We start from the raw sequence: 25,332 nt of genomic DNA, 5'->3' as shown, positions 1-25,332 counted from the left end.
GATGCACCATAATGAACGTATCATACTTAAGCAAACGTTTTGCAGAAATGAAGAAATATGAAACAGACTGTGTGAATAAACTGATGGACTTTGCCAAGTTCCTCTATATTCAAGGACACCTCAATGCAACTGATTTTCGTAACAGTATGAAGGTTCTGGAAGCAAATGGAGCAGAAAGCCCGGCATATGAGCTGAATTAACGCCCGGCCCCCTATAATAAAAATGAAGACAGCCTTTATTGGCTGTCTTCTCTTGCAATTTCATCCTTCACTGTCTGCAATGTGTAAACGACTGATTCAGTGATGTCTTTGAATCGCTTTTTATGAATATGATGAACATATGACTGAAGAATCAATTCCAGGAAATTATCCTTTGCAGTCTCTATTTGCTCAGCATGCACGTATTTCGGGCGGCGTGCTTTTATAAATTCAAGCGCCCCTTCCGCCCAGTGAGCTGCCAGAGAATCATTTTCCTCGACAGCAGGCTTAATCGTTTCATAAAAATCGTACGAATGATTATGTTCTTTCCCTTCCTGATAACGTGCAGCACCTTTCTCAGCGGCTTCAATCATCTGTTCGGTAAGTTTCAGCAGTGTTTGTGGTTGCAACATCCTTCACCTCAAAGCTTATCGTACCAGATTTTTCTCATAAATTCAGCCGATGCGATATACCTTGTCCACAGCATACCTCTCTTGAGGAGATCGGTACAGCTCGTTTATACATATATGAAGATCCATGATTTCTTCTTCCAGAACAGTTAAACGTTCGTCCTCCGTTTCACGCATTTCAGCCTCGAATACATCTATAGAACGGCTAAGGCTCTGTTCAGCACAGTTTAATTCAGTTTCTATATCAGAAAGCATTCGGAGAATATCTGTCTTGCTTACGTAACCGGACATTTGTGTTCCTCCCTTTACTCTTCTCTCCCGGTTAAATTCTTTGCTCGTACAGCGCAATCCTTCCCCATGACAAAACTAGAAGCAAATCGCCAAACAAACAGGTATTCCACGAAAAGCTGAAGTTTTCGACAAAAAGACACGCAAAAATTGTATGATCCTCACGCTTAATGCACACGATACTTGTGAGGAGGTGCCGTATGAAATCCAGACCGAAAAAAGCCGGCCAGCAAAAAAAGACTGAATCAAAAGCAGTTGATTCTTTAGATAAAAAACTAGGCGGCCCGAACCGTCCTTCTACGTAAGAAGCAAGGAAATTCCTTGCTTCTTTTATTTTTTCAGCCAATGCTCCACTGCAAAAAGCGCATGCAGCTGACGTTTTTTGTTTACATACCAGTCAGTCAATTCTATCTGCTGCGGCAATGCCTCACGCGCAAAGAAGCCTTTCTTTATCTTTCCATGAAACCAATCTGTTTTCTTTCCGTCTAATGAGTGAGTTAATTCAGGGTAGCATGTCCTCAGCATAGGAGATGTTCTTTTTGTAATTCCTATCATTTTTTCCATATCAAAACGGGAGCCCGTATGCGGCACTGTGTGCAAAAAATCATAAAAAGAAGAAAACAGTTCCGGGCAGAACAGCAATTGTGACAACTGTTTACCGAGCTTAATCCTCTCCTCGGTTTTAGAAAAACGCTTGGCCGACACCCCGTAAAGAATGCCGTCTGAAGATGGAAAAATAACGGTGTTAAAATGAAACCAGTCACTTAAATAAAAAGGAATCGTGCCAAAAACGTTCTTTTTGAACGAAGGATTTTGTATAATAGGTGTTTGGATAGTGTTTTGTTCATTTATAATGAGAGCATACATGAGCCGCTCCGTGTTTCGTTCATGCCAAAAACGGGTCCACTCTTTTGTCATAAATTGTGATACGCCAAACAATTGCAGATAGCTGAACAGGGGCTTCCCGATTTTTACAGACCAGTGGTACAAAAGAAGTTGCGGATAAGCATCTGAAAAGATGAGCCAATTCGCTCTCTCATAGGCCAAAAAGAACCACCTTTGCTGTGACTCACGCAGACCAAGCTGAAACAGACTGCCCTTTAAATCAGTCATTGACCAGCCGGCATTGCGTGAAACGAAGGAAGCTAAGAGCGACCATTTAATTTCCGGATGACGGTCATAGAATGCTTTATAAGCATTCGTTCTTGAAATATTATCGGCGTTTTTGACTGCCGTCTGCCGCTCAATCCGGCGAAGAAGTTTTCTGATGGCCTGTTGTTCTTGCACGTTCATTCACTTCCGTCACTAATAGTTTAATAAGGAGGATGAGAAAGTGATTCGGTATCCTAACGGAAAAACGTTTCAGCCGAAACATCCGGTTTCATCCCAAAGCAGTCATAAAAGAGCGCCATCTTACAGTAATCGCGGAATGACCCTCGAAGATGACTTAAACGAAACGAATAAGTATTATCTGACAAACCAAATTGCCGTGATACACAAAAAGCCGACACCTGTTCAAATTGTAAACGTCCATTATCCAAAAAGAAGCGCTGCAGTCATAAAAGAAGCCTATTTTAAACAATCATCGACAACAGATTATAACGGAATTTACAAAGGGCGGTACATTGACTTTGAGGCGAAAGAGACAAAAAACACAACCTCTTTCCCCCTGCAGAATTTTCATGACCATCAAATTGAGCATATGAAGCAGGTAACGGCTCAAGACGGTATTTGTTTTGTTATTATATCCGCTTTCGGCCAGGTTTATTTTTTAGAAGCCGATAAGCTGTTTTATTTCTGGGAAAGAAAAGAAAAAAACGGCAGAAAATCCATTCGAAAAGATGAGTTAGAGGAAGCAGCTTATCCGATTTCTCTTGGATACGCGCCAAGAATTGATTATATTAGTATTATTGAGCAGCTTTATTTTTCGCCATCATCAAGTGCGAAAGGTTGATTAACGAAAGGTTGAGATGTTATGTCAGATCAATTTACGAGTCGTGAAGCTCGACGTAAAGCGAACAGCAAGTCGAGCCCTTCACCGAAAAAAGGCAAGAAACGAAAAAAAGGCGGATTGTTTAAAAAGACGCTATTCACTTTACTCATTCTGTTTGTTTTAGGCGTAGTTGGCGGTGCTGTAACATTTGCCGTCATGGTTTCTGATGCGCCATCACTGGACGAAAACAAATTGAAGACGCCTTATTCATCGACAATTTATGATAAAAACGGAAAAGAAGTCGCAGAAGTCGGTGCCGAAAAGCGTACCTACGTCTCGATAGATGAAATACCTGATGTCGTAAAAGAAGCCTTTATCGCGACAGAGGACGCACGTTTTTACGAACACCACGGGATTGACCCTGTCCGTATCGGAGGCGCCTTAGTCGCCAACTTTAAAGACGGCTTCGGAGCTGAAGGCGGAAGTACCATCACCCAGCAGGTCGTCAAGAACTCCCTTCTGTCACATCAGAAAACGCTAAAACGGAAGGTGCAGGAAGTCTGGCTTTCTATACAGCTGGAACGTAATTATTCTAAAGATGAAATTTTAGAAATGTATTTAAACCGAATTTATTTTTCTCCTAGAGCCTACGGAATCGGAAAAGCGGCGGAAGAATTTTTCGGCGTCACTGATTTAAGCAAATTGACAGTGGAACAGGCTGCGACACTTGCGGGTATGCCGCAGAGTCCGACAGCGTACAATCCGGTTAAAAACCCTGATAAAGCGGAAAAAAGACGGAACATTGTACTCAGCCTGATGAAAAAGCAAGGATTTATTTCTGATTCTGAATATACTAAAGCCAAAAAAGTGGCGATGAAAGACGAAGGCGTTGTTTCACAGAAGGAATATGAAAAAACAAATTCAAACAAATACAGTGCGTTTGTCGATGAAGTCATGAAAGAAATAGATGAAAAATCTGATGTCGATCCATCTGCTGACGGATTAAAGATCTATACAACACTAGATACAAAAGCACAAGACAAACTTAATGAATTAATGGACGGAGACACTGTCGGATTTACTGAAGGCATGCAGGGCGGTGTAACGCTTCTCGATACAAAAACCGGAGAAGTCCGCGCGATTGGTGCCGGACGCAATCAGCCTGTCGGAGGCTTTAACTATGCAACTCAAACTAAGGCACAGCCTGGTTCGACCATAAAACCGATTTTAGACTACGGTCCAGTTATTGAAAACAAAAAATGGTCTACGTACGAACAAATTGATGACTCAGCTTATACGTATTCTAATGGAAAACCAATCCGTGATTGGGACCGTAAATATCCAGGGCTTATGTCTATACGTTACGCCCTTGCACAATCTAGAAATATACCAGCTTTAAAAGCATTCCAGGCAGCTGGTAAAGATACTGCTGTAGACTTTGCAAATGGGCTTGGACTTGGGTTAACAAAAGATAATGTATCAGAGGCCTATTCAATTGGCGGTTTTGGTGGAGACGATGGTGTTTCTCCTCTAAAAATGGCTGGCGCATACAGCGCGTTTGGAAATAACGGAACATATAATTCACCACATTTTGTAAAGTCTATTGAATTTAACGATGGTACGAAGCTTGACTTAACACCGAAATCAAAGTCAGCAATGAGTGATTATACTGCGTTTATGATTACAGATATGCTGAAAACAGCTGTTAATACAGGTACTGGACAGCTTGCACAAGTACCCGGAGTGGAAGTGGCTGGAAAAACAGGAACAACCAACTTTGATGAAAATGAAGTCCAAAGGTACAATATCGCAAGCGGCGGTGCCCGAGATTCTTGGTTTGTCGGTTACACACCGCAATATACAGCAGCCGTCTGGACAGGTATGGGAGAAAACGAAGCTGGAAAGAAATCACTTTCAGCTGAAGAACAAAAAGTTGCAAAGCGCATATTCGCCCAGCTTATTGCCGATGTCGATGACGGAAGCGGATCATTTGAGAAGCCTGACAGCGTAGTGGAAGCCACTGTAGAAAAAGGCTCTAACCCGGCAAAACTGGCAGGGCCAAATACGCCAAGCGATAAAAAGCTCACAGAGTATTTTGTAAAAGGTACGACTCCTACTACTGTTTCTAAAACATATGAGAAAGAAGAAAAAGAAGAAACAGCAAAACTGTCTGGTTTAAGTGTGAAATATGATAAAGATAATCAATCATTGACATTAAGCTGGAATTACGACGGAGATGCGACCTTTGCTGTTAAGCAATCTGTTGATGGCGGCAACTACTCTGAAATTCAAAACAGCTCTGCAAAAGAGGCAGTCATTTCGGGCGTGCAGCCAGGCTCTGTATACAAATTCGAAGTGACAGCCGTCAGTGATGATGGCAAAAGTTCAGCGTCGACATCCTATGAAGTGCCGAAAGCCGAAGAGGATGAAGATAAAAAAGACCAGCAGCAAACGGATGGTGAAAATCAAGATGATGAGAAGACTCAGGATGATACACAAACTGATGATTCTCAAACAGATGACAGTCAGAAAGATCAAGATCAGACAGATGATTCAACAAACGATCAAGACAAAAAACAAGACAACACGAACACCAACCCGTCTGACAACAGCAACCAAGACCCATCTAACGATAACAGCAACAATAACAATGGCCGCAAAGAAGAAGATGCGTCAGATGGTGACTCAACAGACGATTCAACAGGAACGGATACAGATAAAAACAAAACAAATACATCTGGCAATACACAAACGAATTCATCATCAACTGAAAAAACGAATTAAAGACAAAGCCATCACCCTTTTAAAGGTGATGGCTTTTTTCTGCACAATAAAACCTCCCTTTTTAGGGGAGGTTTTATCGTTTCATCGCGTGATGCTTATAAAAATGCTTTTTCATTTCTGTAAAAAGTTCATCTAGCTGGATAAAGCAATGATATTGGGTCGGCTTCAGCAGAATAAACTCCACTCGTTCAGCCCAATTAATCGGCTTAGCCGGAAATGATTTTTTTGTCAGTTCTGACCAATTCAGCGACATTACCCGCTCACCCGCTGTCCAATGAAACGAAACAAGTAAACATACAATCCCTTTAAGCATGTCGTTTTGATCGCATCTGGACTTTCTTGTTTGAAATACGGGGAGAAGTGATTCTTTTGTTTCTTCCCACACTTGAAATAGATACGGAACGTACTTGGCGCTGTTTTCCCACGGCAATATGTCTTGCGTGGTCTCAGAGAAGTCAAAATACAAAGGATTGACCCTTAATGCTTCCTTGATATCGGTGAAGTCAATGTGGCCTAGACTGCGCAAATATTGCTCATAAGAAGCTAACAATTCATTCGCTGCCGTCATCGTTTCACCAGCCCTTTTTTATCTCTCTTCTGCCCTTCTCTGCACAGAGAAAGCAATGGACATTCCGCACAGCGCGGCGATTGTGCCTTACAATGATATCTTCCGAAGAATATGAGCCGATGATGAGTAACGGACCAATCTTCTTTAGGTACCTTGCGCATCAGCGTCTTTTCGACTTCCAGCACAGAATCCTTCCACCGGCAGATGCCCAGACGCTTGCTGACCCTCTCGACGTGGGTATCCACTGCAATGGCTGGTACGCCAAAGGCAACAGATACGACAACATTGGCAGTCTTCCGGCCAACTCCTGGGAGTTTCACTAGCTCATCACGGTCCTTCGGTACTTCTCCGCCATAATCTTCAATAATCATTTTGCTCAGCTTTTGAATATTTTTTGCTTTATTACGGTACAAACCGATTGATTTGATATCCTGCTGGAGCTCTTCCAGAGAAACAGATAAATAGTCTTCCGGCCGTTTATATTTTTGAAATAATGTTTTGGTCACCCTGTTTACAAGTGCGTCTGTACATTGCGCAGATAATGCGACTGCCACCACTAATTCAAAAGGATTGGAATGAACAAGTTCACACTCCGCGTGGGGAAACATGTCGCCTATCTTCTCTAAACAGAATTCAATTTGTTTTAGATTTAACACGATTGTCACCTTTTCACTTTATTGTTCAAGCCAATTGTAAAAAGGAACCTGCCTCTTATACTCTTTTTGCGGCTCATTCTGTTTTGTTTGAACACGCCGGAATTTTCGGCTGTGGATTTTGGCCTGCTCCACTGTTTTCAGCCCGTTTTTCTTCCATTCAAATAAAATCCGGTCAATGTAGCGAAAGCTGAGTTTTCCTGATAATACAGCCTCTTTTAAAGCGTGTTTAATCAGCTGTGCATCATGCTGATCCTGATCCTGCCAAATGGCCAGTGTTTCACACTCTAAAGGAGATAATGGCCTAGCAAACTCTTCTTCAAAAATCGTATAAAGGCTTTTTTGTTCCCCTTCTGCTCTTCTTTCTTGTGTTTGATTCTGTGCAAGTTCTATATACTCATAGAGCTTGCCCCATAAAGGCTGGAGTGAATATTTCTCAAACTTGATTCCGTTTTGGTCTTCGCCTTCCTCAATAAACAGAAATCCCTTTTGAATAAACATACGCAATCTGTTTGTGCATTCTTCAACAGAAATCGTCATGCCTTCCTGCAGTTCATGCGGTGTGGGAAAATAAGATCCCTTTTCTAAATGCATTTTGATTTTCAACAGCAGAATCAGTTCTGTTTCATTAAGTCCAAGCTGTTTATAATGGGTCAGCAGAAGATTGGGGATCGTCGACATCCCCATCTCCTGCATATCAATAAATTGCTGTTTTTTCATCGTTACACCTCTTACTGTAAAGGATAGTGTTTTCCCCTTTACTGTAAAAAGTCTCCCTTGCAGGAGACTCTTTTTTCTTGTTTCATTTACATGTATTACGGATACAGACGGTTCAACAGTCTTGGGAACGGAATTGTTTCACGCACGTGAGGCGCTCCGCTGATCCAAGCGACTGTACGCTCTAATCCAAGGCCGAATCCGGAATGTGGAACTGATCCATATTTTCTAAGTTCAGCATACCATTTATATGCGTCAGAATCCAGGCCATGTTCTTTAAGACGCGCTTCCAAAAGTTCCATATCGTGAATCCGTTCAGAACCGCCGATAATTTCTCCGTAGCCTTCAGGCGCGATCAGATCTGCGCAAAGCACTACATCTTCACGGTCAGACGCCGGCTGCATATAGAACGGTTTTAAGGACGTCGGATAGCGAGTGATGAAAACAGGCTTGTCATAGTGCTCTGCAATCGCTGTTTCATGAGGTGCTCCAAAATCGTCTCCCCACTCGATATCGTCAAAGCCTTTTTCTTTCAGAAAGTCAATCGCTTCGTCATACGTGATTCTTGGGAATGGCGCTTTGATTTGCTCAAGTTTTGACGTGTCTCTTCCTAGCGTGTTTAATTCAATTTTGCAATTCTTAAGAACTGATTGCACGATGAATGACACGTAATTTTCCTGTACTTGAAGATTTTCTTCAAATTCTACAAACGCCATTTCCGGTTCGATCATCCAGAATTCGATTAAGTGACGTTTTGTTTTCGATTTTTCTGCTCTGAACGTCGGTCCGAAGGAGAATACTTTTCCTAATGCCATCGCCGCAGCTTCCATGTACAGCTGTCCGCTTTGAGACAGGTAAGCATCTTCATCGAAGTATTTTGTCGCAAAGAGCTCAGTTGTTCCTTCAGGCGCGCTTCCAGTCAAAATCGGCGGATCTACTTTTACGAAGCCTTCGTTATTAAAGAATTCGTAAGTCGCACGAATGATTTCATTGCGGATTTTCATGATCGCATGCTGGCGCTTTGAACGAAGCCATAAATGTCTGTGATCCATCAAAAATTCCGTACCGTGTTCCTTAGGCGTAATTGGATAATCAGTCGCTTCGTGAATGACTTCAATATCTGTCACAGCTAATTCATAACCAAGCGGAGAACGCTCGTCCTCTTTGACAATTCCTTTTATATACAGTGACGTTTCCTGCGTCACAGATTTAGCCGTTTGGAAAATGCTTTCTTCAACCTCCGCTTTTACAACGACACCTTGAATAAAACCAGTACCGTCTCTCAGCTGTAAAAACGCGATTTTCCCGCTTGAACGCTTATTAGCTACCCAAGCTCCGATCGTTACTTCCTCACCTACGTGCTTGTACACTTGGTTGATTGTTGTTTTCAAAATATTTCCCTCCAAAACAAGAAGACATTCGGAAGCTTTTGCCCCGCGAACTCTTTTATCATCACTTTATTATACCCGGTCTTAACTGACCGGGTCAATGCAGATAAAAAGCGGCTTTTTGTCAGCCGCTTTCTGATCTGTTAGCTATGTTTTTCTACAAAACGTTTGATTCGTTCCACCGCTTTTTCAAGAAGGTCTAAGGATGTTGCGTAGGACAACCGGACATTATCAGGAGAGCCGAATCCGGAGCCAGGAACAATCGCGACTTTTTCTTCTTCAAGAAGCGCCTTGACAAATTCATCTACATCTTTGAAACCGCATGTTTGAGCTGCTTTTTTTGCATTCGGAAATAAGTAAAAAGCACCTTCCGGCTTCACGCAGCTGAAGCCCGGGATTTCAACGAGTTGATCATAAATCGTGTTTAACCTATGCTCAAATGCTTTTCTCATCTCTTCCATTGGCTCAGAAGGTCCGTTGTATGCGGCAATCGCTCCGTATTGTGCGACAGATGTCGGATTTGACGTGCTGTGGCTTGCAAGGTTTGTCATCGCTTTGATGATCTCTTCTGCTCCAGCCGCATAACCGATTCTCCAGCCTGTCATGCTGTGTGATTTTGATACGCCGTTGATGACGATCGTTTGCTCTTTCAATCTGTCAGACAGCTGGGCGATGGAAACGTGTTTCTTGCCGCCGTATGTAAGTTTTTCATAAATTTCGTCAGATACGATCAGGATGTCATGATCAAGGCACACTTCGCCAAGCGCAGCCAGCTCTTCTTCCGTATACATAACGCCAGTCGGATTGCTTGGTGAATTAATAACGATTGCTTTTGTTTTTTCTGTGATCGCTTTTTTCAGCTGCTCAGGAGAAATCTTAAAGTGATTTTCCTCAAGTCCTTCTACATAAACAGGCTGACCGCCAGCAAGTTTCACCTGTTCTGGATAGCTTACCCAGTACGGCGTTGGAATAATCACTTCGTCTCCTTCATCCAAAATCACTTGGAAAAGGGTATACAGTGCATGTTTGGCACCAGTACAGACAATCAGTTCAGACGGTTTGTATTCAATATTCTGGTCACGTTTAAATTTCTCTGCAATGCTGTTCTTTAATTCAGCCAAGCCGCCTGAAGGCGTATATTTCGTATGTCCTTCGTTCATTGAGCGTACAGCTGCATCAATAATGTGCTGCGGTGTATTGAAGTCGGGTTCACCCGCTCCGAGGCCGATGACATCATGGCCTGCCGCTTTCAATTCTTTCGCTTTCGCTGTAATTGCCAGTGTTGTAGACGGTGTTAATGCGGATACTCTTTTTGCCAGTTTCAACTTGAACTCCCCCTAATTCGTCTTAAGGCGTGATATTTTTGAGAATCTTTCCAGTTGTAAAGTCCACATAACTTAAACTGTATTGTCCTTCTTTGTCTAAGTACGTTACTTCCCAAAGCAGAACGTTCCCTTCTCTTGCCAGGTGAACCTCTTTTTGCTTTGAAACCAGGCCTTCATCTTGTATGATTTTCGCCGCTTTGTCCTCGGTGATCCCCTCTTTTGCTTCTTTTGAGAGAATTTTTGCTTTTTTATCAGCAGGAACCCACACATATAATTTGATGCCTTTTTTGTCGGTTCCCTTTACGATATAATATTTTTCTTTTCCGACAAATGTTTCGACTTGATCAACGCTGGTGAGGTCGGTTTCTTTTTTCGCTTCAGCAGCTGCTGCTTCATGCCCCTTTTCCTTTTGTGCCATGGCTGATTTATAAATGCTTGCCGAGACAAGAAGTACTGCTAAAAAAATAATACCAAATATGGCGGTAAATATTAATGCTTTTTTTCTCATCTTCTCACCTACGTACGATAAATGGTAAAAACGGCTTGGTTTTTGTTTTCTTCATCAAGTGCAAGACCGAACATCAGATTATCTCTTTTCAGTGTCCGATTCAGCGTGTCTACAATTTTATAAAGGTCATCCGAATGCTCTACATTAATTGTTGAAAGAATTTCGATTTTGCTTTCCATTTTTTCATCCTCCAAATTGAACAAATATTGTTAGTCATACTCCTTTTCAGGACGCGCCATACTAGTACCACAGAGCGGAAAACCGCTTTAACAAATAAAACACGTCCTACTCCCACACCGGAAAGCCGCTTTATGCGGCTTTTATTCACTTTTCCCGGAAACATAAGCTTCAATCTCACTGTCAGTCACTTCAGATATTGCGGATGTCGGCAGAGCATCAAGAAACAGGCGCCCGTAACCAGCTGTTTTGACCCGTCTGTCTAATATGACAATCGTTCCTTTGTCTCCAGCTGTCCGGAGCAAGCGTCCAACTCCTTGTCTGAACGTCAGCACCGCTTCCGGCAGTGAGACCGTTTGAAACGGATTGCGCCCTTTTTTTCTCGCCAGCTCACATTTTGCAGCGTGCAGCGGATGATCCGGAGCCCGGAAAGGAAGTCTTACGATGATCACTGTCGTCAGCTCATCGCCAGGGAAATCAACGCCTTCCCAAAAATGATTCGTTCCAAGCAAGATGGCCTGATTTGCTGTTTTGAACGTTTTCATCAGTTTTCCCGGACTGCCGCCGGTTAAGCCCTGAGCCAGAAGCTGAATGCCGGAAACACTCATGGCGGGCTTTAGTTCCTGATGCACTTTTTTCAGCATGTCATGAGACGTAAACAGCACAAGGATTTTCGGCTGTTGTTCTTTTGCCATCAGTTCGATATAGCGTGCGGTATCCTGTATAAATTCAGTCTGGCCCGTATCTTGAATCGATTTTATTTCTTTTGGAATCATTACCTGCATCCGCTCATCGTAAAAAAAAGGAGACGCGATCCTCATTGTGCGGGGGAAAAAGTCGCTTAACCCCAAACGCTCAATGATAAATTGGAACGAATTTTCTATCGTTAGAGTTGCAGATGTAAGAACAACACTGTTTTTCCGGGCAAAAAACTGATCAGCAAGAAGCTCGCCCGGTTCCAGCGGCTGTGCATATATAGCTACGGCATTTTTCGCACCTTTAGCATCTATTTCAATCCAAACCGCTTCATGGTCATCTGAGCCAAAGAACAGCTGATTGAGAGTCTGTGCGTACTCCCCCAAATCATTCATGCTTCTATTATATTCATCAGCCAAGAAAGCATTTTTGCTTTTCATGAACGTCAGATGTTCTTCCATCAGAACCTTTTGGGCCTCAAAAAGCTGCTGCAAATGCGCCAGCATAGAGCAGAGCCTTTCCGCTCCGTCTGTTAATAGGGGCCATCCTTTATCGTGAGTTTTTTTGTTCACGTTAAAGACAAGACGGTTTAAGTCTTCTTTAGGTTTTCTTCGTTTGACAAAAGAATGCACAGAGCTGAAAAAAGCATCACTTTCAGCCTGAATATGCTGGAGCCACTCCTCCACTTCAAAAAATGAATCCACCGGAAGGCTGTGGCGCTGAAAAAGCTGTCTCATTTTTTTCAGCAGTCCCTGCTCTTTCAGCGTTCCGATTCTGCTCAATTTTGTATGCAGTTCTATGTAAGTTGCTCTTTTTCCTAAATGTTCGCTTGCGGCACGTTCAAAATGGTGTGCTTCATCAATAACAAAAGTCCCGCTATCCGGGAGTCTTTTTTTTCTGCTTGCCTCATCGGTAAGCAGAAGAGAATGATTCGTAATCACCAGATCAGACCGCATGGCACTTTGTTTGGCCCGTTCATAAAAACCGATCACTTGATCCTTCTGATTCCGTTTATAAGATTGATCGTCGTATGCCAATCTGTCCCACAGCAGCTTTCCGCCTGACGGCAAATTCAGTTCTGCTACATCTCCCGTGTTTGTCTCTGTCAGCCAAACAAGAAGCTGGGCTTTTGTCAAAACGGCATCATAGTTATCGTCTTCTTCATGAAGCACCTGCTCAAACTTATAAAGGCACAAATAATGCGATTGCCCTTTTAAAATAGCCGCAGTCACCGAAAAAGGGAACATATCTTTGATGATCGGCAAATCCTTCGTCAAAATCTGCTGCTGAAGAAGAGTTGAATACGTGCTGATGACGACTGGCTTTTTTGACTTCTTAGCAAAAAGTGCAGCCGGAATCAGGTAGCCGATTGTTTTTCCGATGCCCGGAGCAGCTTCAATCAGCGCATGTTCACGATTGGCAAAGGCCTCAGCCACTTCTTTCATCATCAGCATCTGGCCTTCCCTTTTTTCGTAATGGGGCATAAACTCAGAGAGCGCTTTTTCATTTCCAGCTGTCCAATTTTCAATCTCAAATAGAAATGCTTCATCTTCCTTGAGATGTTCAATCTCTGGTTCAGGTTCTCTGACAGAAAAAGAGGAAAAACGCGTATAGCCTGGCATATCTGTATGTCTGTTTTCATAAATGAACATATCTAACAAATGCGTCAGATCACTGATAAAATGCTGTGACAGCCTTCTTAACTGCTTTAATGTCGGATAAGGAAGCCGCCTAAGCTTTTCAAGAATTTCCAAAAAAATAAGTCCTGTGACTTCAGCGTCGCTGTCAGCTCGATGCGGCTGATCATGCCGCAGCTGAAGCTCTTCGCTTAATTCAGTCAGCTTATATCCCTCAAATCCCGGAAATGCGATACGGGAGAGCTCGACAGTATCCAGCACTTCACAATCTGGAAGCTGGAAACCCGCTTTATGCAACTCATGCTTCACAAACCCGAGGTCAAAATGGATATTGTGTGCGACAAAGTAAGCGCCGTCAAGCAAATGAAACACTTCTTCAGCCACTGCTTCAAACGGCGGCTGATCCTCTACCATTTGATTTGTGATTCCCGTAAGCTGTTCAATAAAAACCGGAATTGATTTATTTGGATTAATATATTTTGAAAACCGCTCAGTAATTTGTCCATTTTCAATTACAACCGCTGCAATTTGAATGATTTTATCGCCCTTTTTTGGCGAATTCCCTGTTGTTTCTACATCTATAACAACGAACCGTTGCTTTTTCATTAAAATGGACACCTCAATTCTTGCATACGACAAAAGTGTAACACGTTTTGTACGGAAATGGAGCGGCAAAACCGTTTTACGCTGAAAATCTTAAAAGAAAACCCCCGGTAAAGGGGGCGGTTTATCTACAAAATGGTGCTGGCAGGTTCTTGTCCAAGCATTTGTTCAATTTTGTTTTGGTCATTCAAAACGGCAACTTTCGGCTGATGTTTTGCCGCATCTTGATCAGACATCATTTTGTAGGAAATAATAATCACCTTATCGCCTTTCTGTACAAGGCGTGCAGCAGCTCCGTTTAAACAGATGACTCCGCTCCCGCGCTGACCGGGAATAATGTACGTTTCCAGGCGTGCTCCATTGTTATTATTCACAATTTGCACTTTTTCATTAGGAAGCATTCCTACCGCATCAATCAGATCTTCATCAATTGTAATGCTGCCCACATAGTTAAGATTTGCTTCGGTAACCGTTGCCCTATGAAGCTTTCCGCTCATCATCGTGCGATACATCATTATATTCTCTCCATTTCTCGAATATCAATAATGATATTGTCTATTAAACGCGCTTTTGAAAATGCAACTGCTACAGCCAGAATAATCTTTCCTTCCACCTTGTTCACAGGCTCAAGCTCCGGATAGGAATAAAGCTCAACATAATCAATGTTGCCGCTTGTCGTTTCAATGATGTCTTTTGCAGCTTTGATGACCGCTTCAGGATTTCTCTCACCTGCTCTGATCAGCTCGGCACTCGTCTGAAGGGCTTGGTAAAGCTTAGGTGCTTCTCTTCTTTCCTCAGCCGTTAAATACACATTCCGGGAGCTTTTAGCTAACCCGTCTTTCTCTCTGACCGTATCTACAGCAACCAGTTCAATATCCATGAAGAAATCACTGATTAAACCATCAACAACTGCCACCTGCTGTGCATCCTTTAAACCAAAATAAGCGCGTGTCGGTTTAACAAGGTTGAACAGCTTCGTGAGCACGATGGCAACTCCGTCAAAATGTCCTTCTCTTGAACGCCCGCATAAAACATCTGTACGTCTCTCAACATGTATCGTTACATTTTTTTCACCGGGATACATGTCACGGGCATCAGGAGTGAAAAGAATATCAACGCCGATGTTTTCCGCATGAGCGGCATCACGTTCCAGATCGCGCGGATACGCTTCAAAATCCTCACCGGGACCGAATTGCGTCGGATTTACAAAAATACTCATGACGACGGCGTCATTTTCTTGTCTGGCTTTGTCTGCCAAGGTTAAATGCCCTTCATGAAGAAATCCCATCGTCGGAACAAATCCGATTGTTTTGCCTTCTGAATGATATTGTGTAATGATTTCTTTCAGCTGTGAGATATCTGTAATCTGCTTCATCTTATTTTCCTCCGTACAAGCCTTCCAAGACTGACTGATTCATCTGGAAGGAATGCTTTTGTTCAGGGAAGGCACGACGTCTTACATCATGGACATATCCACTGATTGCTGTTTCTATTGTGCCGTCAATTTGCGTATATTGTTTCACAAATTTAGGTGTTCTAACAACACCATGACCGATAATATCATGATAAACAAGAACCTGTCCGTCCGCTTTTACACCAGCTCCAATTCCAATGACAGGGATGGTTAATGTCTCTGCGATTTTTGCCGTGAGTTCTGCAGGCACACATTCAAGCACAAGCATCATGGCTCCCGCTTCCTCACATTTTATACTGTCTTCTATTAATTTCTTTGCGCTTTGTTCATCTTTGCCCTGGACTTTATATCCGCCTAATACACCGACTGATTGAGGTGTCAGCCCTAAATGACTCACAACAGGAATGCCACCGAGCGTCAAGGCGCGGATGGATTCAAACACCCCTTCACCGCCCTCCAGCTTCAGCGCGTCAGCTCCGCTTTCCTGAACGATAGCTGTGGCATTTTTCAGCGTATCCTCTTTAGACAAGTGGTAGGACATAAACGGCATGTCGGTTACGATAAATGTATTTGGCGCACCTCTTTTGACCGCTTTCGTATGATGGATCATATCCGCAACTGTCACGCCGACAGTTGAATCAAGGCCTAGCACGACCATTCCTAATGAATCGCCGACTAAAATCATATCCACTCCCGCTTGTTCAGCAAGCTTGGCTGCCGGATAATCGTAAGCCGTCAGCATGACAATCGGTTCTTCATTCTCTTTCATTTTTAAGAAATCAAGTTTTGTTTTCACTTTTTCTCCTCCTCATTTTTAGAGGAGATGAGCTGCCGTTTCTTATCCAAGCCAAAAAACCTTCCGCTACACGAGAAGGATTCTTCACTTTCTAAAGTTCGGCGAGTTTCATCCCTCTGTCCCAGTCCTTTTTGGATCAAGGCAGACTGCTGCAATGTCTATCTATTTTTTATGAATAGGTGCAGTTCGCAGGCGATACTGCCCAATGGAAGTATATCAAAATCAACAGGGTTGTACCAACTACAATGAACTCATTTCGATATCTGCCGAATAGATTTTTTTTATGCCTTCCTTCGTTTCTAAAAGAAGAACACCCTCTTCGTCTATTCCTAAGGCTTTCCCATAAAATGTTCCGTTTAGCGTTCTTGCTCTTAATTCACTGCCGATTCCAAGCGCATAGCTTTCCCACAGAAGCTTAATTGGCGTGAAACCATGCGTCAAATAGTCGCGGTACCGTTTTTCAAAAGAAAGCAAAATATGCTGCATAACGCTCGCCCGATCTATTTTTTCCCCGGCTGCCAAGCTAAGGCTCGTCGCGATTTCCTTAAGTTCCTCGGGAAAATCGTCGGCCTCTTGATTAACGTTTATGCCTGTACCTATAATGACTGAACGGACACGGTCTTCTTCCGCCTGCATTTCAGTTAAAATGCCAACTGCTTTTTTTCCGTGTATTAATATATCATTAGGCCATTTAATATCCGTTTGAAGACCTGTTGCCTCCTCTATTCCTTGCACAACAGCTACCGCAGCAAGAAGCGTAAGCTGCGGTGTTTTTTGAAGCGGAATGTCTGGACGCAAAATCAGACTCATCCAGATGCCTGTTCCTTCTTGAGAATGCCACACCCTTGACATCCTCCCTCTGCCGGCTGTTTGTTTATCCGCGACAACGAGAGTGCCCTCCGGCGCGTTATCATTAGCAAGCTCATGAGCCTTTTTTTGAGTGGATGAAAGGACGTCATGATAAAAAAGATGCTGCCCCATCACTTCTGTTTTTAGCCCAAACCGAATTTCACTTTCACTGAGTTTTCCAGGCTTTTTGATGAGCCGATACCCTTTTCTTCTGACAGCTTCCACTTCATAGCCTTCTTTGCGAAGCTCCTCAATATGCTTCCATACAGCTGTTCTCGAACATCCGAGAGCATCACTGATTTTTTGGCCGGAAATAAACTCGCTTCCGGCCTGAGAAAATAATTCTATAAGATCGTTTCTTAAGGTTGATCGCATGTCTTCAGCCACTCCTCTATGTGTTTCTTCTGATTGGAGAGCTTTCCCGTTACAACAGCCTGCTCTATCCGCTGTAATTCTTCAGACACCCATTTTCCAGCGGGCTGGTTTCGCAGTGCAAGTAAATCCCGCCCTGTGATGGCAAGATCCTTCAAGCTTTTGATGGGCAGGCTTTGATAAGCTTCTCGGACTTCCTTCAGTCTCTCACCGTTCAGCTGCTTGGTTTGCCGGAGCATTGATATTTTGACCGCGGATAAAAGCGCTTTTTCACCAGCCTTGTACATAGACATAGCGTCAAGGCTCTGGCCAAACGTGTCGGCAATGTGAGCGGCTTCCTTCATCACTTTTCCAGGGAGCTTCCAGGCTTTCAGGAAAAGCATCGCATCTTTCAATTCTATCTGAAGATCAATCAAAAGCGCTGCCCACAGTTCCTCACGAGAAGTGAGAAAAGAAAACGGAAACTCGCTCGACGTAAGCAGGTTCTCTCGTTTGTGATAAAAACCGGGCAGTTCTTTATAAAGCCCCGTATGTACAAGCATTTGAATGGCCTCTCGGGACGCTTTTCCCAGTAAAAGCTTCTCGAACTCTATTGTTTTCCGTTCGACTGATACATGTGACAGAAGTGTTTTCTCTTTTATGATCGCTTCTTCTGTTTCTTTCGAAAGCGTAAATCCGAGCTGGCTCATAAATCGCACCGCTCTCAGCATGCGAAGCGCATCCTCCTGAAACCGGTCTTCCGGTTTTCCAACCGTTCGAATCAGCTGCTGATCAATGTCTTTCTTTCCGCCAAAATAATCAAGAACTTGGCCGTCAGCTGTCATAGCCATCGCATTAATCGTTAAATCCCTGCGTTTTAAATCCTCTTCTAATGATGTAATAAAGTGTACTTCTGACGGCCTTCTGTAATCTTCATAATCTGATTCAGTCCGGAATGTAGTGACTTCATAGGTATCATCTTCCCAGAGCACGATAATTGTCCCATGCTCTTTGCCGACATCAACCGTCCGCTTAAAAAGCTGTTCTACTTGGCCCGGTGCCGCATCTGTCGCAATATCGACATCTCCAATTGTTCGTTTCATATAGCTGTCACGAACTGCGCCTCCGACAAAGTAAGCTTGGTGGCCTGCTTCAATTAATGTGCGGAGCACGGGAAGTGCTTTGATAAAATCTTGTTCCATGTCATCACTCCGGTTCTGCTAAATCGGCATATATCTGTTCATACTGGCTGACAATCTTTTGTGACGAAAATTCATTATTGAGCATTTCCATGGCCGCTTCGGTAAACTGCTTGCTCAGCTGTTCGTCTTCTAAAATGCGAACCGCTTTGGCTGAAGCGGCTTCGACATCGCCGACATCCACCAAAAACCCGCTCACATTGTTTTTTATCACTTCAGGGATACCGCCAATATTCGTTCCGATGCAAGGTACTCCGCATGCCATCGCTTCAAGCAGGACAAGGCCGAAACTCTCTTTTTCAGACAGCAGCAGCTTCAAATCACTGATTGAATAAAGCTCCTCTACACGGTCTTGATTCCCAAGCATCAGCACTTGTTTTTCCAGCCCGTATTTTCTGACAAGCTCACAGGCGACTGATTTTTCAGGGCCGTCTCCGACTAAGAGCAGTTTTGCTTTTGTTTTGCCGGCTATATTGCGAAACACATGGATGACATCCTGCACACGTTTGACCTTTCTGAAGTTGGACACATGGATCACGACTTTTTCATTCGGCAGTATGCCATGTTTCTCTTTAATGGCCGCTGTGTTTTTCTTAAGATAGACACGTTCATCTATGAAATTATAAATCGTTTCTATTTTTTTCTTCGGCTTAATTAAATCGTACGTTTCAGCAGCAAGGGCTGATGAGACTGCTGTCACCCTGTCTGAAGCCTCTATCGCAAAACGGATAAGATCTTTTAAAGAGGGGTCGTAGCCTAATACTGTAATATCCGTTCCATGCAAAGTTGTCACGATGCCGATATTCCGTTTCAGCATCTGCTTTGCGAGATAAGCGCAAACCGCATGCGGCAGAGCGTAGTGCGCGTGGATGATGTCTAAATTCTCCCGTTCTGCAACCTCAGCGATCTTGCTTGCCAATGTTAAATCATACGGCGGATATTTAAAAACGGCATATTGGTTTACTTCAACTTCATGAAAGTGAATATTAGGATGGTATGTATTTAATCTGAACGGGATGCTTGATGTTATAAAATGGATTTCATGTCCCTTTTCAGCAAGCTGTTTCCCGAGTTCTGTCGCAATGATACCTGAGCCGCCGACGCTCGGATAGCATGTAATGCCTATTTTTAGTTTTTTCATTGTTCGCCCCCAAGCACATCATGATCCAGCATCAGCATTCGATTGGAAAAGAAGCCCTCGGCGTACCCTACACCCGCTTCTTTGCCGTACAGCTTTTCTCTTGCTTCAACGATCTCGATATAACCATTCGTCAATGGTGTTGAAACAGAATTCTGTGACGGTACAAATTGGCTTTTGTAGGCATTGAGGCTTTTCTTTTTATCCTCAATTGTATCCGAGATATCAATAACAAAATCAGGCTGATGAAAACCATTTATCATATAATAGTAGACCTTACTTACTTTATGCGCAGGCAGGCTGTTTTCATCCTTATATTTATGAATTCCTGCTGAAAAGATCGCTTCTTCAACCAGTGCTGCAGCATTGCCGTGATCCGGATGACGATCCTTTTTATATGGCATAAACACCGCTTTCGGCCGGCAGGTTCTAATGATTGTGACAATCGCCCGAATCGCATCATCACTCTTCATCAGCCCGCGGTCAGGGAGCGTCAACTGAATTCTTTTGTCCACACCTAATATACGGGCTGCTTCGGCCGCTTCTTCTTTTCGCAAACTGACTGTTCCGTTCGATGATAACTCAGCTTCAGTCAAATCGCATATCACAGCTTTTTTTCCCTGTTTGACAAACTTTGCTATTGTACCGCCCATACCGATCTCGACATCATCACTATGAGCGCCAAAAGCAAGAACGTCAGCATTATACATGAGGTTCTTCTCCCCGAAGAAGATTGCGGAATTCAAAAACGCCTTCATCTAGTGTGCGAACAAGAATTTCTGCAGTTCCCATATTGGTGGCAAGCGGAATCGAATAAACATCACATAAACGGATTAATGCCGAGACATCCGGTTCATGCGGCTGTGCGGTCAGCGGGTCGCGCAAAAAGATAACCAGGTCAAGTGCGTTAGCGGCAATTAACGCGCCGATTTGCTGGTCTCCACCTAAAGGGCCGGATTGAAAACGCTGAATTTTAAGGCCGGTCGCCTCTTGAATTTTCAATCCCGTTGTTCCCGTTGCATATAGATCATGATGACTTAAAATCTCTTGATAAGCGGTGGTAAATTGGATCATATCCTGTTTTTTCTTGTCATGCGCGATCAAAGCAATTTTCATCATTTATCCCCCTGTCTAATCAATGATATTCTCCAATCCGTACACAAGCTGATCAATCTTCATGACTTGTTCTACAGACAGTTTTACACCGGACATGAAGGAAGCACGGTTATAAGAATCGTGACGGATCTGAAGCGTTTGGCCGTCCATGCCGAACATCACTTCCTGATGGGCGATCAACCCTGGAAGACGAACACTGTGCAGACGGATTCCGTTTAGCTCCGCACCTCTTGCTCCTGGTAGGATTTCTTTTTCATCTGGATGCCCTTGCTGTTTTTCTTTTCGAACTTCAGAAATCATTTCCGCTGTTTTGAGAGCCGTTCCGCTTGGCGCGTCAAGCTTCTGATCATGGTGCAGCTCAATAATCTCAACATCATCGAAGTAGTTGGCAGCCATTTTTGAGAATTTCATCATGAGTACCGCACCCAATGCAAAGTTTGGAGCGATGATAGCCCCGATCCCTTTTTCTTCTGTAAGAGTTGTAAGTTCTTTCAAATCAGCTTCAGAGAAACCGGTAGTGCCCACTACAGGACGGACACCGTGTTCTAATGCAACTTTTGTATGTACTTTGCCGATTTCGGGTGTTGTTAAATCAATTAATACATCTGGTGTTGTTTCTGTAAAGCAGGCATGGATATCTGTGTAAATAAGAGCATCAGACTCCACAGCCATCACATCAGATAATTTGCGCTGATCGTATGTATGGTCTACTGCTCCGACCAGGTCAAAATGAGGTGTTTTTTCAGCCAATTTAACAGCTTCTTGCCCCATTCTTCCCCGCGGTCCTGCAATGACTACTTTAATTGTTTCGTTTGACATCTTGATCTCCTCTACTTTCCTTCTTCTTTTCTTGTCCAGCGGTCTTTATCTCTAGTATTAAATTTATGCATGACTCGGTCGTGGGCTTCCTCCAATGAAATATCAAGAGAATTGGCTAAACAAACCAATACAAACAGCACATCGCCCATTTCCTCTTCCATGCTTTTATCATCTTCAGTCGCTTTTTTTGGTTTTTCTCCATAACGATGATTGACTTCTCTTGCTAGCTCGCCCAGTTCTTCGGTTAATCTTGCCATCATGGCAAGCGGGCTGAAATATCCTTCTTTAAATTGGCCGATATAGCGGTCCACCTCAGCCTGTATATCTTTCATTGTTTTATCACTCACTGCACGAAACCTCCTATCATCCTCTTACATGTTAGCTAATTCGGATACGTTTGACAAATGTTTAAGCACGTTTGCTGTTTTCTTTTGCATCCACTATAATATAAACGCTATCTAATGGAAGGAAAAGGGGTTTTGTGTGATGCTTGGAGAAATTAGATTAAAAAACATAATTTTTATTTTAATCGGTGCAGCAATTTTTTCATTTGGCCTGGTTCATTTTAATATGCAAAACAATCTGGCAGAGGGTGGATTTACGGGTATTACACTATTGCTTTATGCCCTTTTCCATATTAGTCCTTCTATTTCAAACCTGGTTTTGAATATCCCGATCTTTTTTATCGGCTGGCGTTTGCTGGGCAGGACGATGTTTGTATACACACTAGTCGGTACTGTAGCACTGTCTTTATTCCTCAGCATTTTTCAGCGATATGAAATACATATGCCCCTTCAGCATGATCTTGCGCTTGCCGCTTTATTTGCCGGCGTATTCATTGGAGCCGGCTTAGGCATTATTTTTAAGTACGGCGGGACGACGGGCGGGGTTGATATCATTGCCCGTTTGATCAATAAGTATTTTGGGATACCAATGGGCAGAACGATGTTTGCTTTTGATGCTTGCGTGATCATTTTATCATTGCTTACCTATCTCTCTTACAAAGAAGCCATGTATACATTGGTTGCCGTATTTGTGGCGGCAAGACTGATTGATTTTACTCAGGAAGGCGGGTATGCAGCTAAAGGTGCAACAATTATCTCATCGAAAAACGACCAGATTCAGAAGAAGATTCTTGAGGAAATGGAACGGGGTGTTACCATTTTGAAAGGACAGGGATCCTACACGAAAGAGGATCTAGACGTACTGTATTGTGTAGTGCCGAAAAATGAACTGGTCATGCTAAAAAGTGTGATTAACTCCATTGATCCTCATGCCTTTGTCGCGGTCAGCGATGTACACGATGTGCTTGGAGAAGGATTTACACTTGATGAAAATAAAAATCCGCTCCCGCGCTAATGTTTTTTGGATGACAAAAGGCGGCTGCCGCCGCCCCTCTTACTCATTTTGGATAATCCCGTTTTTTCAGTTTCTTTTTTTCCGCTCTGTATTTTTTGTAACCGACATAAGTAAGTGCAGTAATGATGATACCTCCTGTAGTGATCATCACCCATAACAAAGACGGATCTGCATCATCCTCTTCCACCCTGTCAAATACACTCTTCAGGTCGTTCTGGAGTAGGGATAGCCTTTCAAGCTTCGTACTCTCGGTCATTTGCTGAAATCCCTCTTGCTCGATCACTGCAATATGTTTTCCGACTGTATCAAGCTGATCTTCTGATATATCGATTGTAAGACTTGGATAAATCAAATCATACAAGCTGATAAATTCATTCCACTTTTCATGAAAGCTCGTACTTTCATTTTTTTGGACATCCTGCTTAAGTGCGGCAAAGACCTCCATAATCGGCTTCTCCAGTGACCCCCAAAGGGGATCAGACTGATTGTCAACAGCATCCATCAGCATTCTGAACTGTGCGGCTGCTCTGAGCTTTTGTGTGTCTGATGCATCAGCCTGTTTTAAACTCCGTACCATATCGTTATAGCCCAAAGTAATTTGGCGAATTTGGGCTCCGGTTAACATGCTGTCTTGCTTCTGTTTTTCAGCGGATTTTAATGTTTTTTCAAAATACGATAAGACTTGTAGCGCCTCTTCATATTTCGATTGGCGGGTCATTTGAAAAACCGTATCGGATAAATCATTCAATTCCTTGAGGCTTCCCCGCTCTTCAGCCTTGGCATTCCCATTATAAAAAATAAGAGCAATCAACAAACAGATCGTCAGCTTTCGTTTCATGCAGGTCCCTCCCACTCTCTCTCCTTACAGAATATGAAGGAAAGGACAAGGATAGACCAAGATTGTCTTTACGTGAGTGGAAGCTTTGTTTGCTTTTTCGATATGACAAGATAGAAGGCAAGCCCGATTGAAAAGATGCTCAGCCAAAACGTTCCATACCCTATGTCAGTCATATATTCAGAAAGCATGGAGTATTGAGGCATCATCCCAAACAGGTAATCAATGACATCATTATGAAGCGTCCAGACCGCAGCAATAACAAGATGCCATAATGAAAACCGAAAATACGGGCTGTACAGCACTCCTTGGACAGCCATAGCAAAATGCGAGGCAATCAGCATATAGCCTTCCCATGGCAAATCCCCCGTTACAGCCAGCACGAGAATATTCATGACGACCGCCCACAAGCCATATTTCACGAGCGTGACTAACGCAAGCGCTTCAAAAAGCGGAGCATTCCGCTTCATGAGAAAGGCCAGCAGCACAAACAAGAAGAAAAACGTTGCTGTCGGACTGTCCGGAACAAAGATGAGGAAGCGGGCCGGCGTCTCCAAAAGCTGAGGCAAGTACCAATAGTAGCCGTAAACCGTCCCCAGAAAATTGATGGCTAAGACAAGAATAAGCATCGTTCGCTGTCCTAATACATATTGAAACCATTTCACATCAAATCAACTCTCAGTCCTGTAAAAATAATATGTCCATATAAAAAAGCTGACGCCTGGTCAGCTTTTGATAATAAAAGTATATCCTTCCATTTCGCAATTCACAATACGTTATTTTGCAGTTGTTTCGGAAATGAATTTCGCAAGTTCTTCAAGCTGCTTATCATTTCCTTTGAACACACCTGCCGGCATTTGGCCTTTTCCTTCAACAGCGATCTTTTTGATTTCTTCCGGCTTCAGTCCGGTGTCTACCAATGAAGGCCCAGCCGCTCCGCCTTGAAGATTATCCCCGTGACATGAAATACAGCCCTGCTCCTGAAAAATTTTATATCCTTCGGCACTGGTATCGATATCCGCTTCTTTTGTGATTTTCCCCTGCTCCTCCGCCTTTGCCCAATCGTGAGTGGCTACGGACTGCCAAGTCAAAAATACAGCCGCGGAAATTGCCAAGAGCATCATCCCCACAGCCACAGGACGCTTCCAAGGCCTTCTTTCCGTTCCTCTGTCGAGAAATGGCGCCAAAAGCAGAGCACCAAAGGCGATCCCCGGCATAATCATAGCGCCGACCACCGTAAAGCTCCCAGCGGCGTATTCATATTTCAAAAGCTGATATAAGAAAAGAAAATACCAGTCCGGCAGCGGAATATAACCTGTATCAGTCGGGTCCGCCATCCGCTCCAAAGGCGGCTGGTGTACTATCGTCAAAACAAGAAAACCGATCAGAAAGACAGCTCCGACCATCCATTCCTTTAATAAGAAATTTGGCCAGAAGGCTTCTGTTTTACCGGGATACTCTGAGTAATCCTTCGGTATATTCGGCTTTTTCTCAGCCGGTATCCTTGAGTCTCCTACAAATTTCATCCCTTTGCCCCGGTGCATGTCATCCCCTCCCTTTTATTCGCAGATC

General features: G+C 43.3%; 29 protein-coding genes. 5 read left to right on the top strand and 24 right to left on the bottom strand.

What is annotated here, in order from left to right:
* Positions 1 to 11: 11 nt before the first annotated feature.
* Positions 12 to 200: a YppF family protein gene (locus V6D42_RS04105; protein WP_010334700.1), complete on the top strand. Its 189-nt coding sequence runs from the start codon at positions 12 to 14 to the stop codon at positions 198 to 200.
* A 35-nt stretch (positions 201 to 235) separates the two neighbouring features.
* Here V6D42_RS04105 and V6D42_RS04100 read toward each other — a convergent pair whose 3' ends face one another.
* On the bottom strand, positions 236 to 607 hold the full coding sequence (locus V6D42_RS04100; RefSeq protein ID WP_333512439.1) for a YppE family protein: 372 nt from the start codon (positions 605 to 607) through the stop codon (positions 236 to 238).
* Positions 608 to 652: 45 nt separating this feature from the next.
* Positions 653 to 898, bottom strand: a complete 246-nt coding sequence (locus V6D42_RS04095) for a DUF5446 family protein (RefSeq protein WP_333512438.1) — start codon at positions 896 to 898, stop codon at positions 653 to 655.
* Between the two features lie 197 nt (positions 899 to 1,095).
* Between V6D42_RS04095 and sspM the strand changes: the two genes are divergently transcribed.
* On the top strand, positions 1,096 to 1,200 hold the full coding sequence (gene sspM / locus V6D42_RS04090) for an acid-soluble spore protein SspM (protein ID WP_010334703.1): 105 nt from the start codon (positions 1,096 to 1,098) through the stop codon (positions 1,198 to 1,200).
* 25 nt (positions 1,201 to 1,225) lie between these two features.
* Here the strand turns inward: sspM and V6D42_RS04085 are convergent, their stop codons facing one another.
* On the bottom strand, positions 1,226 to 2,188 hold the full coding sequence (locus V6D42_RS04085; protein ID WP_333512437.1) for a DUF2515 domain-containing protein: 963 nt from the start codon (positions 2,186 to 2,188) through the stop codon (positions 1,226 to 1,228).
* A gap of 40 nt (positions 2,189 to 2,228) precedes the next feature.
* Between V6D42_RS04085 and recU the strand changes: the two genes are divergently transcribed.
* A complete protein-coding gene (gene recU / locus V6D42_RS04080) occupies positions 2,229 to 2,849 on the top strand; it encodes a Holliday junction resolvase RecU (RefSeq protein WP_333512436.1) in 621 nt (206 codons plus the stop codon).
* 21 nt (positions 2,850 to 2,870) lie between these two features.
* On the top strand, positions 2,871 to 5,612 hold the full coding sequence (locus V6D42_RS04075) for a PBP1A family penicillin-binding protein (protein WP_333512435.1): 2,742 nt from the start codon (positions 2,871 to 2,873) through the stop codon (positions 5,610 to 5,612).
* Between the two features lie 73 nt (positions 5,613 to 5,685).
* Here V6D42_RS04075 and V6D42_RS04070 read toward each other — a convergent pair whose 3' ends face one another.
* The 18 genes from V6D42_RS04070 to V6D42_RS03985 all read right to left on the bottom strand — a co-directional run bounded on the left by V6D42_RS04070 (position 5,686) and on the right by V6D42_RS03985 (position 21,913).
* The gene (locus tag V6D42_RS04070; protein ID WP_229147106.1) at positions 5,686 to 6,180 is read right to left on the bottom strand and encodes a YpoC family protein; all 495 of its coding nucleotides are present in this window, start codon (positions 6,178 to 6,180) and stop codon (positions 5,686 to 5,688) included.
* On the bottom strand, positions 6,177 to 6,836 hold the full coding sequence (gene nth / locus V6D42_RS04065; protein WP_010334708.1) for an endonuclease III: 660 nt from the start codon (positions 6,834 to 6,836) through the stop codon (positions 6,177 to 6,179). Before nth ends, V6D42_RS04070 begins: the two co-directional genes overlap by 4 nt.
* Positions 6,837 to 6,854: 18 nt before the next feature.
* Positions 6,855 to 7,553: a DNA replication protein DnaD gene (dnaD, locus tag V6D42_RS04060; protein ID WP_333512434.1), complete on the bottom strand. Its 699-nt coding sequence runs from the start codon at positions 7,551 to 7,553 to the stop codon at positions 6,855 to 6,857.
* A 95-nt stretch (positions 7,554 to 7,648) separates the two neighbouring features.
* The gene (gene asnS, locus V6D42_RS04055; RefSeq protein WP_229147101.1) at positions 7,649 to 8,941 is read right to left on the bottom strand and encodes an asparagine--tRNA ligase; all 1,293 of its coding nucleotides are present in this window, start codon (positions 8,939 to 8,941) and stop codon (positions 7,649 to 7,651) included.
* A gap of 140 nt (positions 8,942 to 9,081) precedes the next feature.
* On the bottom strand, positions 9,082 to 10,263 hold the full coding sequence (gene aspB / locus V6D42_RS04050) for an aspartate transaminase AspB (RefSeq protein WP_010334711.1): 1,182 nt from the start codon (positions 10,261 to 10,263) through the stop codon (positions 9,082 to 9,084).
* A 22-nt stretch (positions 10,264 to 10,285) separates the two neighbouring features.
* Positions 10,286 to 10,771, bottom strand: a complete 486-nt coding sequence (tseB, locus tag V6D42_RS04045) for a cell wall elongation/penicillin-binding protein regulator TseB (protein ID WP_010334712.1) — start codon at positions 10,769 to 10,771, stop codon at positions 10,286 to 10,288.
* Between the two features lie 8 nt (positions 10,772 to 10,779).
* Positions 10,780 to 10,950 carry a YpmA family protein gene (locus tag V6D42_RS04040; protein WP_003225588.1) on the bottom strand — a complete coding sequence of 57 codons (171 nt, stop codon included), beginning with the start codon at positions 10,948 to 10,950 and terminating at the stop codon, positions 10,780 to 10,782.
* 141 nt (positions 10,951 to 11,091) lie between these two features.
* On the bottom strand, positions 11,092 to 13,887 hold the full coding sequence (gene dinG, locus V6D42_RS04035) for an ATP-dependent DNA helicase DinG (RefSeq protein WP_333512433.1): 2,796 nt from the start codon (positions 13,885 to 13,887) through the stop codon (positions 11,092 to 11,094).
* A 125-nt stretch (positions 13,888 to 14,012) separates the two neighbouring features.
* Entirely contained in the window at positions 14,013 to 14,396 is a 384-nt protein-coding gene (panD, locus tag V6D42_RS04030; protein WP_333512581.1) for an aspartate 1-decarboxylase, read from the bottom strand.
* A gap of 2 nt (positions 14,397 to 14,398) precedes the next feature.
* A complete protein-coding gene (panC, locus tag V6D42_RS04025) occupies positions 14,399 to 15,259 on the bottom strand; it encodes a pantoate--beta-alanine ligase (protein WP_229147097.1) in 861 nt (286 codons plus the stop codon).
* A 1-nt stretch (position 15,260) separates the two neighbouring features.
* The gene (panB, locus tag V6D42_RS04020; RefSeq protein WP_333512432.1) at positions 15,261 to 16,094 is read right to left on the bottom strand and encodes a 3-methyl-2-oxobutanoate hydroxymethyltransferase; all 834 of its coding nucleotides are present in this window, start codon (positions 16,092 to 16,094) and stop codon (positions 15,261 to 15,263) included.
* 240 nt (positions 16,095 to 16,334) lie between these two features.
* Positions 16,335 to 17,318: a biotin--[acetyl-CoA-carboxylase] ligase gene (locus V6D42_RS04015; RefSeq protein WP_168748113.1), complete on the bottom strand. Its 984-nt coding sequence runs from the start codon at positions 17,316 to 17,318 to the stop codon at positions 16,335 to 16,337.
* On the bottom strand, positions 17,303 to 18,496 hold the full coding sequence (locus tag V6D42_RS04010; protein WP_333512431.1) for a CCA tRNA nucleotidyltransferase: 1,194 nt from the start codon (positions 18,494 to 18,496) through the stop codon (positions 17,303 to 17,305). The genes V6D42_RS04015 and V6D42_RS04010 overlap by 16 nt, the downstream gene beginning before the upstream one ends.
* A gap of 4 nt (positions 18,497 to 18,500) precedes the next feature.
* Positions 18,501 to 19,634 (bottom strand): N-acetyl-alpha-D-glucosaminyl L-malate synthase BshA, encoded by a 1,134-nt coding sequence (bshA, locus tag V6D42_RS04005; RefSeq protein ID WP_333512430.1) that lies wholly within the window; start codon positions 19,632 to 19,634, stop codon positions 18,501 to 18,503.
* Positions 19,631 to 20,341, bottom strand: a complete 711-nt coding sequence (bshB1, locus tag V6D42_RS04000; protein WP_029441339.1) for a bacillithiol biosynthesis deacetylase BshB1 — start codon at positions 20,339 to 20,341, stop codon at positions 19,631 to 19,633. Before bshB1 ends, bshA begins: the two co-directional genes overlap by 4 nt.
* Positions 20,334 to 20,747, bottom strand: coding sequence for a methylglyoxal synthase (gene mgsA, locus V6D42_RS03995; protein ID WP_322008677.1), 414 nt, complete (start codon positions 20,745 to 20,747; stop codon positions 20,334 to 20,336). Before mgsA ends, bshB1 begins: the two co-directional genes overlap by 8 nt.
* Before the next feature lie 15 nt (positions 20,748 to 20,762).
* Complete coding sequence (gene dapB, locus V6D42_RS03990) at positions 20,763 to 21,566, bottom strand: 4-hydroxy-tetrahydrodipicolinate reductase (RefSeq protein WP_168748117.1); 804 nt, start codon at positions 21,564 to 21,566, stop codon at positions 20,763 to 20,765.
* A gap of 11 nt (positions 21,567 to 21,577) precedes the next feature.
* Positions 21,578 to 21,913, bottom strand: coding sequence for a nucleotide pyrophosphohydrolase (locus V6D42_RS03985; protein ID WP_004398044.1), 336 nt, complete (start codon positions 21,911 to 21,913; stop codon positions 21,578 to 21,580).
* Between the two features lie 139 nt (positions 21,914 to 22,052).
* On the opposite strand from V6D42_RS03985, the gene V6D42_RS03980 reads away from it, so the two are divergent.
* Positions 22,053 to 22,925 carry a YitT family protein gene (locus V6D42_RS03980; protein ID WP_333512429.1) on the top strand — a complete coding sequence of 291 codons (873 nt, stop codon included), beginning with the start codon at positions 22,053 to 22,055 and terminating at the stop codon, positions 22,923 to 22,925.
* 43 nt (positions 22,926 to 22,968) lie between these two features.
* Here the strand turns inward: V6D42_RS03980 and ypjB are convergent, their stop codons facing one another.
* The 3 genes from ypjB to V6D42_RS03965 form a co-directional block, all read right to left on the bottom strand.
* A complete protein-coding gene (ypjB, locus tag V6D42_RS03975) occupies positions 22,969 to 23,763 on the bottom strand; it encodes a sporulation protein YpjB (protein WP_333512428.1) in 795 nt (264 codons plus the stop codon).
* A 68-nt stretch (positions 23,764 to 23,831) separates the two neighbouring features.
* On the bottom strand, positions 23,832 to 24,425 hold the full coding sequence (locus V6D42_RS03970; RefSeq protein ID WP_333512427.1) for a DUF1405 domain-containing protein: 594 nt from the start codon (positions 24,423 to 24,425) through the stop codon (positions 23,832 to 23,834).
* 111 nt (positions 24,426 to 24,536) lie between these two features.
* Complete coding sequence (locus tag V6D42_RS03965) at positions 24,537 to 25,304, bottom strand: menaquinol-cytochrome c reductase cytochrome b/c subunit (protein ID WP_010334724.1); 768 nt, start codon at positions 25,302 to 25,304, stop codon at positions 24,537 to 24,539.
* Positions 25,305 to 25,332: the final 28 nt, after the last annotated feature.

It is taken from the genome of Bacillus sp. 0909A (assembly GCF_036765115.1).
Taxonomy (GTDB): domain Bacteria; phylum Bacillota; class Bacilli; order Bacillales; family Bacillaceae; genus Bacillus; species Bacillus mojavensis.
The sequence above is the reverse complement of the archived record's forward strand: the minus strand, read 5'-3'. Positions and strand labels throughout refer to the sequence as shown.

What these genes read in the sequence shown, in the direction of transcription:
- V6D42_RS04105 (WP_010334700.1), top strand. Translation starts at nt 12, where the DNA reads ATGAACGTATCATACTTAAGCAAACGTTTTGCAGAAATGAAGAAATAT.
- V6D42_RS04095 (WP_333512438.1), bottom strand. Translation starts at nt 898, where the DNA reads ATGTCCGGTTACGTAAGCAAGACAGATATTCTCCGAATGCTTTCTGAT.
- sspM (WP_010334703.1), top strand. Translation starts at nt 1,096, where the DNA reads ATGAAATCCAGACCGAAAAAAGCCGGCCAGCAAAAAAAGACTGAATCA.
- V6D42_RS04085 (WP_333512437.1), bottom strand. Translation starts at nt 2,188, where the DNA reads ATGAACGTGCAAGAACAACAGGCCATCAGAAAACTTCTTCGCCGGATT.
- V6D42_RS04075 (WP_333512435.1), top strand. Translation starts at nt 2,871, where the DNA reads ATGTCAGATCAATTTACGAGTCGTGAAGCTCGACGTAAAGCGAACAGC.
- V6D42_RS04070 (WP_229147106.1), bottom strand. Translation starts at nt 6,180, where the DNA reads ATGACGGCAGCGAATGAATTGTTAGCTTCTTATGAGCAATATTTGCGC.
- dnaD (WP_333512434.1), bottom strand. Translation starts at nt 7,553, where the DNA reads ATGAAAAAACAGCAATTTATTGATATGCAGGAGATGGGGATGTCGACG.
- tseB (WP_010334712.1), bottom strand. Translation starts at nt 10,771, where the DNA reads ATGAGAAAAAAAGCATTAATATTTACCGCCATATTTGGTATTATTTTT.
- V6D42_RS04040 (WP_003225588.1), bottom strand. Translation starts at nt 10,950, where the DNA reads ATGGAAAGCAAAATCGAAATTCTTTCAACAATTAATGTAGAGCATTCG.
- dinG (WP_333512433.1), bottom strand. Translation starts at nt 13,887, where the DNA reads ATGAAAAAGCAACGGTTCGTTGTTATAGATGTAGAAACAACAGGGAAT.
- panD (WP_333512581.1), bottom strand. Translation starts at nt 14,396, where the DNA reads ATGTATCGCACGATGATGAGCGGAAAGCTTCATAGGGCAACGGTTACC.
- panC (WP_229147097.1), bottom strand. Translation starts at nt 15,259, where the DNA reads ATGAAGCAGATTACAGATATCTCACAGCTGAAAGAAATCATTACACAA.
- V6D42_RS04015 (WP_168748113.1), bottom strand. Translation starts at nt 17,318, where the DNA reads ATGCGATCAACCTTAAGAAACGATCTTATAGAATTATTTTCTCAGGCC.
- V6D42_RS04010 (WP_333512431.1), bottom strand. Translation starts at nt 18,496, where the DNA reads ATGGAACAAGATTTTATCAAAGCACTTCCCGTGCTCCGCACATTAATT.
- bshA (WP_333512430.1), bottom strand. Translation starts at nt 19,634, where the DNA reads ATGAAAAAACTAAAAATAGGCATTACATGCTATCCGAGCGTCGGCGGC.
- bshB1 (WP_029441339.1), bottom strand. Translation starts at nt 20,341, where the DNA reads ATGTATAATGCTGACGTTCTTGCTTTTGGCGCTCATAGTGATGATGTC.
- mgsA (WP_322008677.1), bottom strand. Translation starts at nt 20,747, where the DNA reads ATGAAAATTGCTTTGATCGCGCATGACAAGAAAAAACAGGATATGATC.
- dapB (WP_168748117.1), bottom strand. Translation starts at nt 21,566, where the DNA reads ATGTCAAACGAAACAATTAAAGTAGTCATTGCAGGACCGCGGGGAAGA.
- V6D42_RS03980 (WP_333512429.1), top strand. Translation starts at nt 22,053, where the DNA reads ATGCTTGGAGAAATTAGATTAAAAAACATAATTTTTATTTTAATCGGT.
- ypjB (WP_333512428.1), bottom strand. Translation starts at nt 23,763, where the DNA reads ATGAAACGAAAGCTGACGATCTGTTTGTTGATTGCTCTTATTTTTTAT.
- V6D42_RS03965 (WP_010334724.1), bottom strand. Translation starts at nt 25,304, where the DNA reads ATGCACCGGGGCAAAGGGATGAAATTTGTAGGAGACTCAAGGATACCG.